The following is a 17,992-nucleotide window of genomic DNA, read 5'->3' on the forward strand; positions in this document are numbered from 1 at the left end:
AACCTCTGCACCACTGCACCATCGGAAGGACCCTCATGACCCAGCTTGACTCCGCCCTCACCGGCGCCCCCGCGACCCACGGCGCCCCCGAGTGGTGGCGCGATGCCGTGGTTTACCAGGTCTACCCCCGCTCCTTCGCCGACTCGGACGGCGACGGCATGGGCGACCTTCCCGGGGTCACGGCGCGCCTGCCGTACCTGCGCGATCTCGGGGTGGACGCGATCTGGCTCTCGCCTTTCTACACCTCCCCGCAGCACGACGGCGGCTACGACGTCGCCGACTACACCGACGTCGACCCCCGCTTCGGCAGCCTCGCCGACGCCGACGCCCTGATCGCCCGCGCCCACGAGCTCGGCCTGCGCGTGGTCGTCGACCTGGTCCCGAACCACTCCTCGAGCGAGCACGTCCTCTTCCAGCAGGCGCTCGCGGCGGCCCCCGGCTCCCCCGAGCGGGACCTGTATGTCTTCCGCGAGGGACGCGGCGAGCACGGCGAGCTGCCGCCGAACAACTGGACCTCGATCTTCCACGGTCCGGCCTGGACCCGCGTGACCGAGGCCGACGGCACCCCCGGCCAGTGGTACCTGCACATCTTCGACACCTCCCAGCCGGACTGGAACTGGGACAATCCCGCCGTGCACGAGATGTTCCGCGGAGTGCTGCGCTTCTGGCTCGACCGCGGGGCCGACGGCTTCCGGGTCGACGTGGCCCACGGCATGGTCAAGCCCGAGGGCCTGCCGGATGCGACGGTGAACGCCGAGGGGCTCATCGACATCCCCGAGGGCGAGGTGCCGGTCTACTTCGACAACGACGGGGTGCTGGACATCTACCGCGAGTGGCGGCCGATCGTCGACTCCTACGCGGGAGATCGGATGATGGTGCTCGAGGCGTGGATCCCCGAGCACCGCCTCCCGCTGTACATCGGCCCGGAGGAAGCGCACCAGTCCTTCAACTTCGGATTCCTGCAGGCCCGCTGGGGCGTTCCGACGATGCGGGCCGCGATCGAGAAGCCGCTGGCGCTCGCCGATGCCGTCGGCGCCCCCACCACCTGGGTGCTCTCCAACCACGACGTGATCCGCCACGCGACCCGCTACGGCTTCCCGCCGGAGCACCGCTTCGGCGAGGGCCTCTCCCGCGAGGAGGTCCCCGACACGGAGCTCGGCCGGCGGCGCGCCCGCGCGGCGACCCTGCTGATGCTCGCCCTGCCCGGCTCCGCCTACCTGTACCAGGGCGAGGAGCTGGGTCTGCCCGAGGTCGCCGACATCCCCGACGAGCTGCGCGAGGACCCCTCGCACCACCGGGCCGGGGTCCCGGGCCGCGACGGGTGCCGCGTGCCGCTGCCCTGGGAGAAGGACGCCCCTGCCTACGGCTTCTCCCCCACCGGCGCCTCCTGGCTGCCCCAGCCGGCGGTCTTCGCCGAGCTCGCGGCGGACGTGCAGGCCGGCGATCCCACCTCCACGCTGGAGATGTACCGGCTCGCGCTGCGCCTACGAGGGGAGCTGGGCCTGGGGCGCCATGTCGAGGGCGTCGAGTTCCCGGACGGCCTCCCGGAGGGCGTCCTCGCGGTGCGCCGCGGGAGCGTGTGGGTGCTGGTGAACACCGGCGACGCGGCGGTCGAGCTGCCCGCTCCTCTCGCCGCGGCGACCCTGCTGGTCGCCTCGGGTCCCGGGGTCGCCCGGGGCGTGCTGCCGGCGGACACCGCCGTCTGGCTCCGCACCGCTTGAGGGGTGGAGCGGACGGGCCCCTCCCTCACGGGACGGAGCTCGGGCGCGTTCGCGCGTGGCGGGCGGGCGCGCCACGGCGCGGCTGGTAGCGTGAGCCCGCTGCGGTGAGGCCCCGCTCGGGCTCGTTCGCCCCGCGCCGTCGCCCTCGGCCCGCCTCCCGCTCCAGCGCCCGTCCCGCGAAGGAGACCCTGCATGTCCGGCACGTCCGCACCCGCGCCCGCCCGCGCCGCCTCCGATCCCGGCTTCGACGTCGTCGCGATCGGCGCCGGGCTCGGCATCTACGCCCTCACCCGGGCGTACCACGAGGCGTACGGCACGGTCGCCACGGTGCTCGCGGCGAACGCGCCCGAGCCGCTGCGGCGCTCGGTGACCTCGCGCGTCGTGGACCTCCCCGCGGGGGCCGACGACGCCGCGCGCGTCGCCCGCCTCGTGGAGCTCGCGCAGGCGCGCCCGGCCGGCCGGCCCGCCGTGCTGCTGTGCAACAGCGACGGGAACGTCGAGTTCGTGGCCCGCAACGCCGAGGTGCTCTCGCAGCACTATGCGCTGCGCTACCCCTCCCTCGAAGTGGTCGAGCGCCTCGCGGACAAGGCCTCCTTCGCCGAGGTGTGCACCGATCTGGGCATCGACATCCCCGCGACCGAGGTGGTCGACTTCCGCGACGGCACCCTCCCCGAGCTGCCCGCGCTGCCGTTCGACTACCCGGTGGTGGCCAAGCCCGCCCAGGCGGAGCCCCACGTGCACGTGAGGATGCCGGGCAAGAAGAAGATCTATCCGCTGCACAGCGCCGAGGAGCTGCGCGACCTGATCTCGCGGCTGCACGCCGCGGGCTTCCGCAACCGCTTCGTGGTGCAGGAGATGATCCCCGGCGACGACACCTCGATGCTGTCGCTGACCGCCTACCGCTCCGCCTCCGGCACGATCACCCTGATGGGCGGCGCCCGCGTGCTGCTCGAGGAGCACACGCCGGAGGCGCTCGGCCGTCCCGCGGCGATGATCACGCAGGACCTCCCGGAGCAGTTCGCGCAGATGCGGCGGATCCTCGACGAGGTCGGCTACGTCGGCTTCGCCAATGCGGACATCAAGGTCGACCCGCGCGACGGGGTCGCCCGCTTCCTCGAGATCAATCCGCGGATCGGCCGCAACAGCTACTACGTCACCGGCGGCGGTGCGAACGTCGCCGAGGTGATGGTGGCCGATGCGATCGAGGGTCGCGACCCCGAACCGCGCGTGGGCCTGGACGAGGTGCTGTACTCGATCGTGCCCTTCCGCCTGCTGCTGCGCTACATCACCGATCCGCAGCTCGCCGCCCAGGTCAAGCGCATCGCCCGCGCCCGCACGGTGAACCCGTGGCGGTACCGGGCGGAGGGGCTGTGGCTGCGCGGCTACTCGTACGCGGTGCCGCTGAACCACATCCGGAAGTTCCGCCGCCACTACCCGGAGCCCTCGGCCGACGGGTTCTGAGCCGCGTTCAGCGGAAGTCGGCGGCGACCTGCTTGCCGGCGGCGCGGATGGTGGCCGTCGCGAGCTCGGTGAGGGAGTCGAGGACCGTGAGGCCCTCGACCTCGACCGGGTCCGACCGGAAGCGGTCGTGGATGACGGACAGCTCGGTGCAGCCGAGCACCGCGGCCCCCGCCCCGAGCTGTGCGACCCGCTCCAGGCACGAGGCGTACAGGTCCCGGTCCACCGGGCGATTGGCCTTGACCTGCTCGTAGATGAGGGTGTTGAGATCCGCCTGCAGCGCGGGCCCGGGGATCAGGGCCTCGAGCCCGGTCCGCTCGAGCGCGTCCTGATAGACCCGCGCGTGGACCGTCCCGGCGGTCGCGAGGACGGCCACAGGCCGGGAGCGGTCCGGGAGGCTCGCGCTGACCGTCGCCACGGTGCGCTCGACGATGTTCACGAAGGTGATGCCGGTCCGTGCCGCGGCCTGCTCGACCTCGCTCACGAAGTGGTGGGCCGTGTTGCACGGCAGCACCAGGATCTCCACCCCGGTGCGCGCGAGCATCGCCGCATCGCGGGCGAGCACCGGTCCGGGGTCCGGGGCGGCGGGGTCGAGGATCGAGGCGGTGCGATCCGGGGTCGAGGAATGCTGCGAGACCAGCAGGTCCAGGTGGTCCTGATCGGTGTCCGCGGCGGTCGCCCGCACGAGCACGTCGAGGAAGACCGCGGTCGCAGCGGGCCCCAGCCCGCCGAGCACGCCGACGGTCGGCCCGCCCCAGGAGGCGGGATCCAGTCGGCCGCCGAGCCGCTCCGACATCGGACTCTCCGCGGGTTCGGGGACCGCCGCGGTCACGAGACCCGCTCCGGCCGGTAGTACCGCCGGAACTTGCGCACGTAGTTGAGCAGCGCCGCGGCCGTGTACGCGAGACGCTTCGGGTGCCTCTCGACCGCGGGGTAGATCAGCGGGTTGCGGGCGCCGCCCGCGCGCAGGGCGCGGCGCAGCTGCTCCTTCGCGTCCGGCTGGGTGGTGTACTTCTTCACCAGGGCGACGGGCACGACGGTGTAGAGCGCCTCCTGCTGCTGCTGCAGGATGCCGTCCTCCCCCACGCCGGAGCCTGGGCCCTCGGAGGGCAGCGAGTGCTCGAGCAGGTCACGGACGTACCACTCGACAGGGTTGTTGCCGCCCGCGGTGACGTAGTAGTTGGAACGGCCCAGCCGCGGGTTGAGCTCGAAGAACTTGGTCGCGCCGTCCCGGCGGTCGTGCTTGAGGTCGAAGTTCGCATAGCCGGTCCACCCCAGGGCGGTGATCAGACGCTGCGCCTGCTCGACGGCGCGCGGGTCGTGGTCGGTGAGGATCGCGGCAGGGTTCCCGATCGCACCGGGCGTGTGCTCCTCGAGCAGGGTGCGGCCGAAGGACGCGAAGCGCACCACCGAGTTCTCGTCGCAGTAGCAGGTCAGGATGCGCATCTCCTGGTCATCGCCCGGGATGCGGTCCTGGACGATGATGCTCGAGCGGTACCCCGCCGCGCGGATCCGCTGCAGCAGGGCGACGAGCTCCTGCGGGCTCTCGACCGTGTGCACCTTCTGCTTGCCGGGGAAGTCGACGTCCTTCCACTCGGAGACCTCCGCCGGCTTGGCGATCACCGGATAAGTGAAGGGCACCTCGAGGGCGGGATCGACCTCCTCGGCGAGGTCGACGACCCGGGTCAGGGGGTGGTCGACGCCGAGCTCCTCGCAGAGGGCGCTGAAGTTCTGCTTCTCCGTGCCGGCCCGGAAGGTGTCCATGTCCACGTAGGGAGCGATCCAGCGGTCCCCGAGGGCGGCGAGCTCGTCCCGCACACGGATGATGGCCTTGACGGTCGCATCGGCCGAGCCGAGCAGGAGCAGCGCTCCCTCCGGGTGCGAACTCGCGACCTCGGCGAGCACGGGCGCCAGCGCCGCGGGGTCGAAGGGGTCCGCACAGGGGACGTTGGTGATGAACGCCGAGTCCGCGACGTGCCAGCCGGCCGCGCGGGAGATGACGACGCTGCGCCGGCCGTAGGCCTCGTGGAAGGCGCGGGCGAGGGAGTACGCGCCGATGTCGCCCCCCACGATCACCGGGGTGAACGGCCGGGCGGCGGACGCCTCGCGGCGCGGGCTGGGGCTCTGGTCAGGCATGGCGGCAGTGTATCGACGGCGCCCGGGGGCACCGGGGAGGCCGGGCGAGGACGGGCCGGAGTGTGCTCCGTCGAACGCTCCGACGAGCGCTCCGGCACGTGCTCCGGTGGATGCCCCGGCGAGCGCGCGACCGCCGCGTCGCGAGGTCCCAGTCGGCTCCCGGTCTTCTATCAGGTGTCCAGGGGGCGCACAAGGGGGGAAATCTCCGCGACGGCTCGGGCGTGCCCCGTCGAGGCCCCGCGGGGCCGACCGTAGTCTCGAGGCATGACCACGACGAACGCCGCCGGCGCGGGACAGGACCACAGATCAGACCAGGGTCTGATCGCGGTCATCCGCTCGGAGGACGCCACCGGACCCCGCCCGTGCGAGGCTCGGGACGTGACCGCGATCCCGCTGCGCCCCGTCGTCCCGTCCGCCGACCGCCTCGTCGGCCGCCCGGGGCTCCCCGGCGAGCGTCCCGGCGGCGAGCACCGCCCGCTGCGGGTGCTGCTGACCACCGACTGGTGGGAGCCGGTCGTCAACGGCGTCGTCGCCTCCGTCGCGACCCTGCGCCGCGAGCTCATCGCGCTCGGCTGCGACGTGCGCGTGCTGACCCTCTCCCAGGGTCTGCGCACGCGGCGCGAGCCCGGCGTCTACCGCATCGGATCAGTTTCCGCGGCGATGGTCTACGACCGCGCCCGGATCGGCATGCCCGCGAGCCGCCGCGTGCTGCGGGACATCCTGCGCTGGCGGCCCGACGTGATCCACTCCCAGTGCGAGTTCTCCACCTACGTCTGGGCGCGGCGCATCGCCCGCACCCTGGGCGTCCCCCTAGTGCACACCTACCACACCATCTACGAGGACTACACCCATTACTACTCGCCGAGCCGCACGATGGGACGCGCGGTCGTCGCCTCCTTCTCGCGGCGGGTGCTCGCGGGGACCGATGCCGTGGTGGTGCCCACCGCGAAGGTCGCCCGGCTGCTTTCCGGCTATGGGGTGCGCCGACCGGTGCACGTGATCCCGACAGGCCTGGACCTGAACCGCTTCCGCCCCGCACAGGACGCCGCCGAGCGCGCCGACGCCGCCCGGCTCCGCGCCGACCTCGGCATCGCCCCGGACACGACGGTGCTGGTCTCCGTGTGCCGGCTGGCGAAGGAGAAGAACCTCGACGAGGTGCTGGACATGGTCGCCGAGGCCGATCGCGCGGACACCGTCCTGGTGATCGTCGGCGACGGCCCGTACCGGGCAGAGCTCGAGGAGCGAGCGGAACAGCTGGGCATCACCGACCGGGTCCGCTTCACGGGCGTGGTCGATCCGGGCGAGGTGCAGCGCTGGTACCGGATCGGCGACGTCTTCGTCTCCGCCTCTCTCAGCGAGACCCAGGGCCTGACCTTCATCGAGGCGCTCGCTTGCGGCTTGCCGCTGCTGTGCCGTCGGGACCCGTCGATCGCGAGCGTCGTGCTCGACGGCCGCACCGGCTGGCAGTACGAGACCGCCGCGGAGTTCACGCGCCACCTCGATGCCCTGGTGAGCGATCGCCCCGCCCGCGCGGCGATGGCCGCGCAGTCCGTCGCGCACGCGGGGGCCACCTGCGGTGCCCGCGAGTTCGGCCGGTCCGTGCTGGACGTCTACCAGCAGGCCCGCGCCCGCCGCTCCCCGCGCGTGCTCGCCCTGCCGGCGAGGGCCGTCGCATGAGCATCGTCGAGCGTCCCGTCGCCCCCGGGAGGGCGGTCCCGCTGTCCCGGCCCCGCCGCCCCCAGCGCCCCGCATCCGCCGGGCCGGATCCGACGTCCGTCACCTCCGCGACCGACACCGCCTCGATGCAGGATCGACCGCGACGCGATCCCTTGCGCACCGCCGCCCGGCTCTCCCCGCTGCTCGGCCTCGCCCTCAGCATCGGGCTGGTCTGGTGGGGCCTCGAGGCCGGGGTGCTGCAGTCCCTCGAGAACCTGCAGGCCTTCATCGACTCGCTCGGAGCCTGGGGACCTGCCGCCTTCCTGCTCGTCTCCGCGGCCTCGGTAGTCTTCCCGATCGTGCCCGGCGGCCTGTTGGTGATCGCGGGGCCGGTGCTCTTCGGGCCGATCGAGGGGACGCTCTACAACTACATCGCGGTGAGCGCGGGCTCGATGCTGAACTTCGCGATCGGCCGGCACGTGGGCCTCGCCCTCATCGAGCGGATCTTCCCGGCCCGCACGGTCGAGAAGTTCCTCGGCTGGACCCGCAACCGCCACTTCACCCGCGCTTTCGCGACCGCCATCGTGCTGCCCGTCGCCCCCGACGATCTGCTCTGCTACATCGCCGGGACCACCCGGATGCGCTGGCGGACCTACGCGGCGATCATCCTGCTGTGCAAGCCGTGGGCCCTGCTCGCGTACGGACTGGGCGTCAGCGCACTGCTGCTGCGCTTCCTGCCCTGGTGAGACCGCCCCGGTGAGAGGAGGACCGAGATGCTGATGAGATCCCGCGCCGTGAGGCGCCCCCGTCCTGCGCCCGACCCGCTGCGGCGCTGGGCCGACCGCCTGGTGCACACCGTGCTGCCCGGCCGCCACCCCCGTCGCGACGTGCGCGGGGACGAGCCGCTGCGCGTGCTGATGCCCCGCGGTCTCGCCCGCGCCGCCCACCAGTCCGGGATCGGCGCCGCCATGCGCCATCAGGAGACGGTGGTGCGCTCCCTGGGCCATGTGGTGGTCACCAATCCGCTGCGCCCCTTCGACGTGGTGCACCTGAACACCCCGTTCCCGGACACGCCGCTGCTGGCCCGCTGGGCGCGGCTGTGGCGTCGGCCGGTGCTCGTGTGGGCGCACTCCACGGAGGACGACTTCCGCGACTCCTTCCCCGGCTCGAACGCGCTGGCCCCCACCTTCCGCCGCTGGATCGCCCACCTGTACCGCCAGGGCGACGCCGTGATCACGCCCAGCGACTACTCCAAGGCGCTCGTGTCCGCCCCGAAGTACGGGATCACCCGCCCCATCCACGTGCTCTCCAACGGCGTGGACACGACCTTCTTCCGCCCCGATCCCTCGGCGCGGGGCCGGCTGCGGGAGAGCCTCGGACTCGCCCCTGACGCGCAGGTCGTGATCAGCGTCGGCATGCAGCTGGTGCGCAAGGGGATCCTCGACTGGGTCGAGGTGGCCCGGCGCCTGCCCGAGGTGACCTTCGTCTGGTACGGCCGGACGGACGAGCGGCTGCTCACGGCGGAGGTCGAGCGGGCCCTCGCGACTGCCCCGTCGAACGCGATCTTCCCCGGCTACCTCCGGGCGGACCAGCTCCGCGAGGCATACTGCGGCGCGGACGCCTTCTGCTTCCTGACCAAGGAGGAGACGGAAGGCATCGTGCTCTGGGAGGCGCTCGCCTGCGGCGTGCCTGCCCTGGTGCGCGGCATCGAGCTGTACCGCGACCGGATGCCCGACGGGGTGCTGACCCATCAGGTCGACGGCGACGACCCGGACTTCGCGGCCCGCGCCGCGTCCCGTCTCGAGGACCTGCTCGCGGGGCGGCTCACCGATCTCACCGGAGCCGGTCGTCGCGCGGCCGAGGAGGTCGACCTGCGCCAGGTCGCGCAGCGACTGCGGTACATCTACCTGCTGACCGGGGTGCAGCCGCATCGTCGGCCGCGCGGCGGGCTCAGGGGCGGCGGTTCGGCCGCCACAGCACCAGCGCTCCGCCGGCCGGACGCCGCGGGCGCTCCCCTCGCCGCAGGGCGCTGATCTCCCCGTCGCGGCCGGCGGTGAAGACCCGCCGCTGCGCCGGGTTGAGGGACTCGAGGGCCTCGCGCACGTCGTCGAGCTGCGCGGCGAGCGCCCGGACCTCCTCCTGCAGCTCGAGGATCCGCTTGATGCCCGCGAGGTTGATGCCCTCCTCCTGGGAGAGGCGCTGCACCTCGCGCAGCGTCGCGATGTCGCGGGAGCTGTAGCGGCGGCCCCGCCCGGCGGTGCGCTGCGGCGAGACGAGGCCCATCCGGTCGTACTGGCGGAGGGTCTGCGGGTGCATGCCGGAGAGCTCCGCGGCGACGGAGATGACGAAGACCGGCGCCCGCTCGTCGAGGCGGTGCGGGGTGACCATGGGACGTCTCCTTCCGTGCGGTGCGGGTCTGCGGGTCGATGCGGTTCTCCGGGCCACGGCCGACGGGTGCCGACGCGCCTCAGCGGGCGGCTGTCTCCAGCAGGCCGGCGCGCGGGTCCTCGTCGCCGAGGGCGTCGCGGAAGTCCTCGACGGCCTTCCGCGCCGCGCCCTCGACGTGCGCGGGGACGGCGACCTCGACGGTCACGAGCAGGTCGCCGGTCGCCTTCGCGGTGCGGACGCCCTTGCCGCGGGCGCGCAGGGTGCGGCCGCTCGGGGTGCCGGGCGCGACCTTGAGGTTCACGGTGCCGCCCTCGAGCAGGGGCACGGTGAGGGTCGTGCCGAGCACCGCCTCGTCGAAGCGAAGCGGCACGGTGAGGCGCAGGTTCGCGCCGTCCATCGTCCACAGCGGGTGCGGCTCGACGTCGAGGGTGAGCAGCAGGTCGCCGGCGGGGGCGCCGCCGGGGCCGGGGCGTCCCTTGCCGCGCAGGCGGATCTTCTGCCCGTCGTGGACGCCCGCGGGGATGCGGACGGTGAGGGGCTTGCCATCGACGGTCAGGCGCACCTCGGCGCCGAGCGCGGCATCACGGAAGGGGATGCGTGTGCGCGCGGAGACGTCCTGGCCCTTCTGGGACGCCGCGTTCGGGGCGAAGCCCGTCGGGAAGCCGGAACCGCCGCCGGAGCCGCCGAACCCGCCCGCCCCGCCGCCGCCGCCGAACATGCGCAGCAGGTCGTCGATGTCGGGGGCGGGCCCGCCTGGACCCGCGGTCGAGTAGCCGCCCTGGCCACCGAACATCGAGGAGAAGATGTCCTCGAATCCCGCGCCGCCGGCCCCGCCGGCGCCTGCGGAGAAGCGGGCGCCGCCCGCGCCCATGGCGCGGATCGCGTCGTACTGCTGGCGCTGCTCGGCGTCGGAGAGGACGGAGTACGCCTCGCCGATCTCCTTGAAGCGCTCCTCCGCCGACGGGTCGTCGGGGTGGCGGTCGGGGTGGTGCTTCTTGGCCTGCGAGCGGTAGGCCTTCTTGATCTCCTGCGCGGTCGCGTCCTTGGAGACGCCGAGGACCGCGTAGAAGTCCTTCTCGAGCCAGTCCTGTTGGGACATGGGACGTCTCCTTCCGGGGAGGGATCAGGGGCTTCTGCGGTGATGTGCGGGGGCGGGGCGGGACCGTCGGGGACGACGGCCCGCCCCGCCGGGGTGGTCAGGCGGGGCCGCGGGTGCCCACGCGGGCGGGGCGGAGGATCCGCTCCTTCAGCGCGTAGCCCGGCTGCATGACCAGGGTGATGGTCGTGGTCTCCGCCTCCGCGGAGTCCTCGTGCATCAGCGCCTCGTGGCGGGCGGGGTCGAACTCCTCCCCCACCTCCCCGAAGCGGGTCAGCCCCTGGGAGGCGAGGACCTCCTGGAGCTTCTGCGCGATCGAGTGGAAGGGCGTGCCCTCGACGATGTCGCCGTGCTGACGGCCCAGCTCGATGTCGTCGAGGACGCCGATCAGCGAGCTGAGGACGCGGCCGGCCGCCGCCTCCTTGCCCGCCTCAGCGGAGGCCTCGATGCGTCGGCGCGAGTTGACGTACTCGGCCTGCTCGCGGCGCAGCTGCTCGGTGAGCGCAGTGACCTGGCCCTCGAGCTCGGCGACGCGGCCCGCGTCGGCGGGCGCCGACGTGCCCGCGCCCTCATGCGCGGCCTGCTCGAAGAGCTCGGCCGCCTCGGCGTCGATCGGGTCGGCGGGTCCCTGGGCGCCCTGGACCTCGGGGGCGGGGGCGTCCCCGGAGGGACGGACCGTGCCGTCCTCCGGGTTCACCTTCCGCTTGTCGGTGAACGAGAACCGCGGCTCGCCCTCGGGGCGCTGCGCGTCGTCGGGAGTGCTCTGGTCCTCGGTCATCACTTCTTCTCCTCGTCCTCGTCCACGATCTCGGCGTCGACCACGTCGTCGTCATCGGACGACGGCGCCTCGGTGCCCTCGGGGGCACCCTCGGCCTGGGCCTGGGAGTAGATCGCGGTGCCGACGGCCTGGAGCGCCTCGTTCAGCGAGTCGCGCTTGGCCTCGAGGTCCGCGGTCTCCGCGTCCTCCTTGGCCAGCTCGTCCTTCGCCTCCTTGATGGCGTCCTCGGCCTTGGTCCTGTCGCCGTCCGAGATCTTGTCCGCGTTGTCCGCGAGCAGCTTCTCGCCCTGGTAGACGAGCTGCTCGAGGGTGTTGCGGGCGTCGGCGTTCTTGCGGCGCTCCTCGTCCTCGGCGGCGTGCGCCTCGGCGTCCTTGATCATGCGGTCGATGTCCTCGTCGGACAGCGCGGAGCCGCCGGTGATCTGGATGGACTGCTCGTTGCCGGTGCCGCGGTCCTTCGCGGTGACGTGCACGATGCCGTTGGAGTCGATGTCGAAGGTGACCTCGATCTGCGGGATGCCGCGGGGGGCCGGGGCGATGCCGGTCAGCTCGAAGGTGCCGAGGAGCTTGTTGTCGCGGGTGAACTGGCGCTCGCCCTGGAAGACCTGGATCGCCACGGACGGCTGGTTGTCGTCCGCGGTCGAGAACACCTCGGAGGTCTTGGTCGGGATAGCGGCGTTGCGCTCGATGAGCTTGGTCATCACGCCGCCCTTGGTCTCGATGCCGAGGGAGAGCGGGGTGACGTCCATGAGCAGGACGTCCTTGCGCTCGCCCTTGATGACCGCGGCCTGGAGGGCGGCGCCGACGGCGACGACCTCGTCCGGGTTCACGGACTTGTTGGGCTCCTTGCCGCCGGTGAGCTCCTTGACGACCTCGGTCACGGCGGGCATGCGGGTCGAGCCGCCGACGAGGACCACATGGTCGATGTCGGAGACCTTGATGCCGGCGTCCTTGATGACTTGGTGGAACGGGGCCTTGGTGCGCTCGAGGAGGTCCTTGGTCATGTCCTCGAACTGGGCGCGGGTGAGCTTCTCGTCGAGGTGCAGCGGGCCGTTCTCGGTCATCGACAGGTACTGCAGCGAGATCGAGGTGGAGGTCGAGGAGGACAGCTCCTTCTTCGCCTGCTCGGCGGCCTCCTTGAGGCGCTGCAGGGCGATGCGGTCCTTGCCGAGGTCCACGCCGTCCTTGTTCTTCACCTGGGTGATCAGCCAGTCGACGATCTTCTGGTCCCAGTCGTCGCCGCCGAGCCGGTTGTCGCCCGCGGTGGCCTGGACCTGGATGGTCGAGCCGTCCTCGTCCTTGCTCACCTCGAGGAGGGACACGTCGAAGGTGCCGCCGCCGAGGTCGAAGACCAGGATCTGCTCGTCGTCCTTGCCCTTCTCGAGACCGTAGGCGAGGGCCGCGGCGGTGGGCTCGTTGATGATGCGCAGGACGTTGAGGCCCGCGATGGTGCCGGCGTCCTTGGTGGCCTGGCGCTCCGAGTCGGAGAAGTAGGCGGGGACGGTGATGACGGCGTCGGTCACGGTCTCGCCCAGGTAGGACTCGGCGTCCTTCTTGAGCTTGCCGAGGGTGCGCGCGGAGATCTCCTGCGCGGTGTACTTCTTGCCGTCGATCTCGACGCTCCAGTCGGTGCCCATGTGGCGCTTGACGGAGGAGATGGTGCGGTCGACGTTGGTGACGGCCTGACGCTTGGCGACATCGCCGACGAGGACCTCGCCCTGCTTGGAGAAGGCGACGACCGACGGGGTGGTGCGGGAGCCCTCGGCGTTCGCGATGACGGTGGGCTGACCGCCCTCGAGGACGGCGACGGCGGAGTTGGTGGTGCCGAGATCGATTCCGACGACACGGGACATGGGTGCCTGCCTTTCTGCGACGGATTCGCCGCACGGGATCTTCGCTACCGGCCGACGGCCGACGACGAGACTTGAGCTGTACGGACTCAAGTAGAGAACCCGAGATCGATGATGTCAATCTCAGCAGCTCCGTTCTTGAGTACACCCGACTCAACTCTGATCCGATCAGGTTCATTCCCGGTGCGATTGATCGTGACGGAGGCCACATCCACAGGTTCTCGACGAGGTGGCAGTGATCTCTCCGATCTGTCAGCGACGTGTCCGGATCACGGCTCTCGTCTTCGCCCAGGGCATCGATGACGGTGCGGGCTGCGATACGGGCCGGACGCCTCCAGGCCCGGCAGCTCCGCGCAGCCCTCGCCTCTCATCACGTCGCCGAACGCCAGGATCGCTGGCTGAGCGGGCCCCACGGGACGCCGTCGTGCCGAGCGGTCGCGACCGCTGCGGCGAAGTGGGAGGGGAACTCCCGCGGGAGCTCTTGCACGAGCCGCACGCACCTCGCGCGCAGCTGGGGATCGATCTCCCACGGCCGCCCGTCCACCCCCTCGGCCCCGAACAGCAGCGGCATCGGACCCGGGCCGACTCAGTCGCGCAGGCCAGCACGTTCAGGCAGAATCGCGCCGTGCCCCACTCACCCTCGCCCGCGCGCGGAATAGCCGGAAGACTCCGCACGGAGTCGGGCTCGGCCGTCCTGCTCATCGTCGTCACGGCCTTCGCTCTCCTCTGGGCGAACTCACCGCTGTCCTACTCCTATGTCGAGCTGTGGCAACAGGGCGTCGGGATCGACGTCGGCCCGTTCGGCCTGCACCTGGATCTGCACCACTGGATCAACGACGGACTGATGGTCGTGTTCTTCTTCGTCGTGGGTCTCGAGGTGCGCCAGGAGTTCGCACACGGGGCTCTGCGGGACAGCAGTCGCGCCCGTCTGGCGGCGATCGCGGGCGTCGCGGGTGTGGCGTTGCCCGCGCTGATATACGTCCTGGTCGTCGGCGCATCCGGTGGCGAGGGGCTTCGCGGCTGGGGGGCGGTCGTCGGAACGGACACGGCGTTCATGCTCGGTGCTCTCGCGATCGTCGGCCCCCGGCTTTCCGGGCAGCTGCGCGTCTTCCTCCTGACCCTCACGGTGGTCGACGACTTCCTTGCGGTGTCGATCATCGGGGTGTTCTACAGCGACGAGATCCGACCCGTCCCACTGCTGGTCGCTCTCGGCTGCCTCGTCGCCCTGTGGCTGGTGGGCCGTTCCCGACAGTGGAGTGCCGCTCCGTACGTCGGGATCGTCATCGTGCTGTGGCTGGCGACTCTGTCCTCCGGCATCCACGCCTCGCTGACGGGCATGATCGCCGGCCTTCTGATCCCCGCCTACCCGACCCAGCGGCAGGAGGTGGTCGCCGCCCGGCAGCTGTTCCGCGACTTCTGGCAATCCCCGAGCGCTTCCTCGGCGCGTGCCGTCGGACGGGGGCTGTCCAAAGGCGTGTCGGTCAACGAGCGGTTGTACGAGTACCTCCGTCTCCCCACGGCGTTGCTGGTCGTGCCGATCTTCGCTCTGGCCAATGCCGGAATCGACCTGCGCGGCGGGGTGGTGGCCGACTCGCTGGGCTCGCCGGTGACGTGGGGCGTCATCGCGGGGCTCGTGCTCGGCAAGCTCCTCGGAATCGGGATCGCGACGCTCCTCGCCGTTCGGATGGGCGCAGGCCGACTGCCGGAGGGGGTCGGAATGGGCAGCGTGTTCGGCGGGGCAGCGCTGTCGGGCATCGGTTTCACCGTGTCGCTGCTGGTCATCGGCCTCGCTTTCGACTCCTCCTCGGATCTGGGGCGCCAGGCGACGCTGGGCGTGCTCGTGGCGATGGTGCTCGCCACCGTTCTGGGCTGGTCGATCTTCAAGATCGCAGCCCGTCGGTGGGGAGAGGAGACGGCGGATCTCCCGATGACGCTCGACTCCCCGGTGGACCCCGAGGTGGATCACATCCGCGGACCGGAGGACGCCCGGCTCACCCTCGTGGAGTTCGTGGACTTCGAGTGCGAGTACTGCGCGCACGCCACTGGCTCATGGGAAGACCTTCACGGGCGCTTCGGTGACGATCTGCGCTACGTCGTGCGGCATCTGCCTCACCATCCTCACGGCCCCCTCGCCGCACGGGCCGCCGAGGCGGCCGCGAAGCAGGAGATGTTCTGGCCGTGGCTCGACTTCGTCTTCACTCGGCAGCACGCGCTGGAGAGGGAGGATCTCATCGGCTACGCGGCTGAGCTGGGCCTCGATGTCGAGGCGTTCATCAAGGATCTCGACAGCGACGAGGTTGCTGCGAGGGTGCAGCGGGACATCGCGAGCGCGGAGGCGAGCGGCGCCAAGATGACCCCGACGTTCTTCATCGATGGTTGTCGGATGGTGGGCAGCTATGACGCGCGCTCCCTGACCGAGATGCTGGAATCCAGCCGTCGCGGGGGCCGCACCCAGGCGGCGAAGGCCTGAGGACGATCCGCGAACCCGGAACACGGTGGGACGTGGGCCGTGCCGGCGCGTATCAGTCACAGCTGCGCGTTCACCGGTTTGGCGCGGGCTGGTCCTGGACGGCGTGCGGCATCGCCTTCACCGCCGGCCACCAGCTCCTCGAGGTCACGGCCATGAGGCTCGCAGCGCAGTGGGTGCGACACCGCTGCCGACGTCCGGACCGAGGCCCGCTATCGAGTCTCGGCGCTCGGAGAGTGCGCATCATGGGAGTGAGCGATGCTTGCGAGCTCGGCGCGCGTGCGGGCGCCGTATTTCCGCAGCAAGTTGGCCACGTGGTACTTCACGGTGTTGGCCGTGATCCCGAGCTGGTCGCCGATGCGCTGGTTCGAGATCCCGGTCGCGACCAGGCGCAGCACCTGCTTCTCTCGGTCGGTGAGTTCCTCGGCGCCCTCCACGGTGAGCGTTGCGCTGGGTGGGTCCAGTGGGATCTCGATCCGCAGCGTCGTCCCCCATCCCGGGGTCGTCTCCACGTCCATGGTTCCGTCGAGCGCCGCCACTCGCTCCACGATCGGACGCAGTGTGTCGTCGTGCGCTGTCACCGCGATTCCCCCGTCGTCACGGACCTCCATCAGCAGGTTGCGGCCATCGCAGTCCCAGCCGATCCGGGCGCGTGCAGCGTCTGCGCGGTCCATGAGCGAGAGCACTGCTGTGCGGGAGATGGCGCGGGCTTCCCGGGCGACCGGGCCCGGCAGCGCCCGTCCTCGCGCAGGAGGCTCTGCGAACTGGACCTGCAGCGGCCCGGAGCGGATCAGAGGACGCAGTTCGGTGCGCAGGCGCGAGAATGCCTCGGCTACCGGCTCGAGCACGCTCTCCTGCTGCTCATGGATCGAACGAGCACGGATGAGTGCGGAGGAGGCGATCTCCGTGGCCTCCCTGCGCGCGGCCGCATCCGCGAGTCGGCGGGAGCGGAGCACGGCGAGGATCGATTCGAGGGTGATCGCATGTTGATCAGCCTGCTCGGTCAGGGCACGGTCCCGCGACAGGGAGCGGGCACGTTCCAGCGGGGTCGGGAGGTCGCTCACTCCGCTACTCTAGCCCGACCTGGGAGGCCCACCCGATCGAACGGGGCGCTCCGCTCATCGGGCAGCAGTGGACCACCGCAGACCGGCCCAAGATGGTCGGCATGGAAGAACGAAGCATCCAGGATTCGCTGACGCGGATCGTCCACGAGATCGAGGGGGCAGCTGCCCTGCCCGACGCGCCCGCGATCGCGGCTGCCGTCGAGCTGACAGCCAACGCCCGGCGGGTCTTCGTCCACGGCGCCGGACGCTCCGGTCTCGCGCTGCGGATGACGGCCATGCGCCTCATGCACCTCGGGCTGCAGGTCCACGTCGTCGGTGAGACGACGACCCCGGCGATCGGAGAGGGCGACCTGCTCCTGACCGCCAGCGGTTCCGGCACGACCTCGGGAGTGGTGAGCGCGGCTGAGACGGCGCGATCCGTCGGCGCCCGCGTGATCGGCATCACGACCGACCCCGAGTCACCGCTGGCTCAGCTGTCCCACGCCGTCCTGGTCATCCGTGCGGCGACGAAGACAGACCGGTCCGAGCAGCAGTCGGCCCAGTACGCCGGCAGCCTCTTCGAGCAGCTCCTCGTCCTCGTCGGCGACGCTCTCTTCGACGTCCTGTGGCAGAAGAGCGGTCAGAGTGCGGATGCGCTCTGGCCCCGTCATGCCAACCTCGAATGACCGTTCTTCCCCGTTTCCATCATCGACACCCCCACGAGAAAGAGACACCCTGACATGCGACTGCAGTTCGCCATGGACACCCTGACCACCGAGTCCGCCCTCGACCTCGCCGCGAAGGCCGCCCCCTACGTCGACATCCTCGAGCTCGGCACCCCTCTGATCAAGAGCGAGGGCCTCGCGGCGATCACGGCGGTCAAGGCCGCCCACCCCGACAAGACCGTCTTCGCCGATCTCAAGACCATGGATGCCGGAGAGCTGGAAGCTGACATCGCCTTCTCTGCCGGAGCGGATCTGGTCACCGTGCTCGGCGTCGCCGGTGACAGCACGATCGCCGGCGCGGTCGCCGCGGCGACCAAGCACGGCAAGGGCATCGTCGTCGATCTGATCGGTGTGGTCGACAAGGCCGCACGGGCCCGAGAGGTCGTCGCCCTCGGCGCCGTGTTCGTGGAGATGCACGCCGGCCTCGACGAGCAGGCGGAGGACGGCTACAGCCTCGACGCCCTGCTCGCCGCCGGCGAGGCCGCCGAGGTCCCGTTCTCCGTCGCCGGCGGCGTCAGCGCGGACTCCGTCGAAGACGTCCAGCAGGCGGGAGCAGACGTGGCCGTCGCGGGCAGCGCCATCTACAGCGCATCGGACGTCGCCGCCGCGGCCGCCGCCATCCGCTCCGCCATCAGGTGACCACCACCCACCGCATCCCGTGGAGAGGGAGCAGG

General features: G+C 71.5%; 15 protein-coding genes. 8 read left to right on the top strand and 7 right to left on the bottom strand.

The annotated features are described in order from the left end of the window. The first annotated feature begins 35 nt into the window (after positions 1 to 35). Complete coding sequence (locus V1258_RS12225; RefSeq protein ID WP_329749940.1) at positions 36 to 1,721, top strand: glycoside hydrolase family 13 protein; 1,686 nt, start codon at positions 36 to 38, stop codon at positions 1,719 to 1,721. A gap of 192 nt (positions 1,722 to 1,913) precedes the next feature. After that, entirely contained in the window at positions 1,914 to 3,182 is a 1,269-nt protein-coding gene (locus V1258_RS12230; RefSeq protein ID WP_329749941.1) for a carboxylate--amine ligase, read from the top strand. Between the two features lie 7 nt (positions 3,183 to 3,189). Here V1258_RS12230 and V1258_RS12235 read toward each other — a convergent pair whose 3' ends face one another. Both V1258_RS12235 and V1258_RS12240 read right to left on the bottom strand, forming a co-directional pair. Then, complete coding sequence (locus V1258_RS12235) at positions 3,190 to 3,975, bottom strand: aspartate/glutamate racemase family protein (RefSeq protein WP_329749942.1); 786 nt, start codon at positions 3,973 to 3,975, stop codon at positions 3,190 to 3,192. 32 nt (positions 3,976 to 4,007) lie between these two features. Continuing rightward, positions 4,008 to 5,315, bottom strand: coding sequence for a carboxylate--amine ligase (locus tag V1258_RS12240; protein WP_329749943.1), 1,308 nt, complete (start codon positions 5,313 to 5,315; stop codon positions 4,008 to 4,010). Positions 5,316 to 5,579: 264 nt separating this feature from the next. Between V1258_RS12240 and V1258_RS12245 the strand changes: the two genes are divergently transcribed. From V1258_RS12245 to V1258_RS12255, 3 genes are read left to right on the top strand one after another with little or no spacing between them, the layout of a single operon-like run. Then, a complete protein-coding gene (locus V1258_RS12245; protein WP_329744926.1) occupies positions 5,580 to 6,992 on the top strand; it encodes a glycosyltransferase family 4 protein in 1,413 nt (470 codons plus the stop codon). Beyond that, entirely contained in the window at positions 6,989 to 7,717 is a 729-nt protein-coding gene (locus V1258_RS12250; protein ID WP_329749944.1) for a TVP38/TMEM64 family protein, read from the top strand. The genes V1258_RS12245 and V1258_RS12250 overlap by 4 nt, the downstream gene beginning before the upstream one ends. 27 nt (positions 7,718 to 7,744) lie before the next feature. Then, positions 7,745 to 9,004 (top strand): glycosyltransferase, encoded by a 1,260-nt coding sequence (locus V1258_RS12255; RefSeq protein WP_329749945.1) that lies wholly within the window; start codon positions 7,745 to 7,747, stop codon positions 9,002 to 9,004. Here the strand turns inward: V1258_RS12255 and V1258_RS12260 are convergent. The 4 genes from V1258_RS12260 to dnaK form a co-directional block, all read right to left on the bottom strand. Next, entirely contained in the window at positions 8,922 to 9,359 is a 438-nt protein-coding gene (locus tag V1258_RS12260; RefSeq protein WP_329749946.1) for a heat shock protein transcriptional repressor HspR, read from the bottom strand. The two genes, V1258_RS12255 and V1258_RS12260, sit on opposite strands and share 83 nt — an antisense overlap. A 79-nt stretch (positions 9,360 to 9,438) precedes the next feature. Then, a complete protein-coding gene (locus V1258_RS12265) occupies positions 9,439 to 10,458 on the bottom strand; it encodes a DnaJ C-terminal domain-containing protein (RefSeq protein WP_329749947.1) in 1,020 nt (339 codons plus the stop codon). A gap of 97 nt (positions 10,459 to 10,555) precedes the next feature. Next, the gene (locus tag V1258_RS12270) at positions 10,556 to 11,233 is read right to left on the bottom strand and encodes a nucleotide exchange factor GrpE (RefSeq protein WP_329749948.1); all 678 of its coding nucleotides are present in this window, start codon (positions 11,231 to 11,233) and stop codon (positions 10,556 to 10,558) included. Then, positions 11,233 to 13,086, bottom strand: a complete 1,854-nt coding sequence (dnaK, locus tag V1258_RS12275; protein WP_329749949.1) for a molecular chaperone DnaK — start codon at positions 13,084 to 13,086, stop codon at positions 11,233 to 11,235. Before dnaK ends, V1258_RS12270 begins: the two co-directional genes overlap by 1 nt. A gap of 622 nt (positions 13,087 to 13,708) precedes the next feature. Here dnaK and nhaA point away from each other — a divergent pair. Next, positions 13,709 to 15,553 carry a Na+/H+ antiporter NhaA gene (gene nhaA, locus V1258_RS12280; protein ID WP_329749950.1) on the top strand — a complete coding sequence of 615 codons (1,845 nt, stop codon included), beginning with the start codon at positions 13,709 to 13,711 and terminating at the stop codon, positions 15,551 to 15,553. Positions 15,554 to 15,762: 209 nt separating this feature from the next. Here nhaA and V1258_RS12285 read toward each other — a convergent pair whose 3' ends face one another. Further along, complete coding sequence (locus tag V1258_RS12285) at positions 15,763 to 16,614, bottom strand: helix-turn-helix transcriptional regulator (protein ID WP_329749951.1); 852 nt, start codon at positions 16,612 to 16,614, stop codon at positions 15,763 to 15,765. Positions 16,615 to 16,706: 92 nt separating this feature from the next. Here V1258_RS12285 and hxlB point away from each other — a divergent pair, with 92 nt between their 5' ends. Next, positions 16,707 to 17,279, top strand: a complete 573-nt coding sequence (hxlB, locus tag V1258_RS12290; protein WP_329749952.1) for a 6-phospho-3-hexuloisomerase — start codon at positions 16,707 to 16,709, stop codon at positions 17,277 to 17,279. Positions 17,280 to 17,333: 54 nt separating this feature from the next. Beyond that, positions 17,334 to 17,957: a 3-hexulose-6-phosphate synthase gene (hxlA, locus tag V1258_RS12295; protein WP_329749953.1), complete on the top strand. Its 624-nt coding sequence runs from the start codon at positions 17,334 to 17,336 to the stop codon at positions 17,955 to 17,957. The last annotated feature ends 35 nt before the right edge of the window (positions 17,958 to 17,992 follow it).

It is taken from the genome of Brachybacterium sp. J153, assembly GCF_036311905.1.
In the GTDB taxonomy this organism is placed as follows: Bacteria; Actinomycetota; Actinomycetes; order Actinomycetales; family Dermabacteraceae; genus Brachybacterium.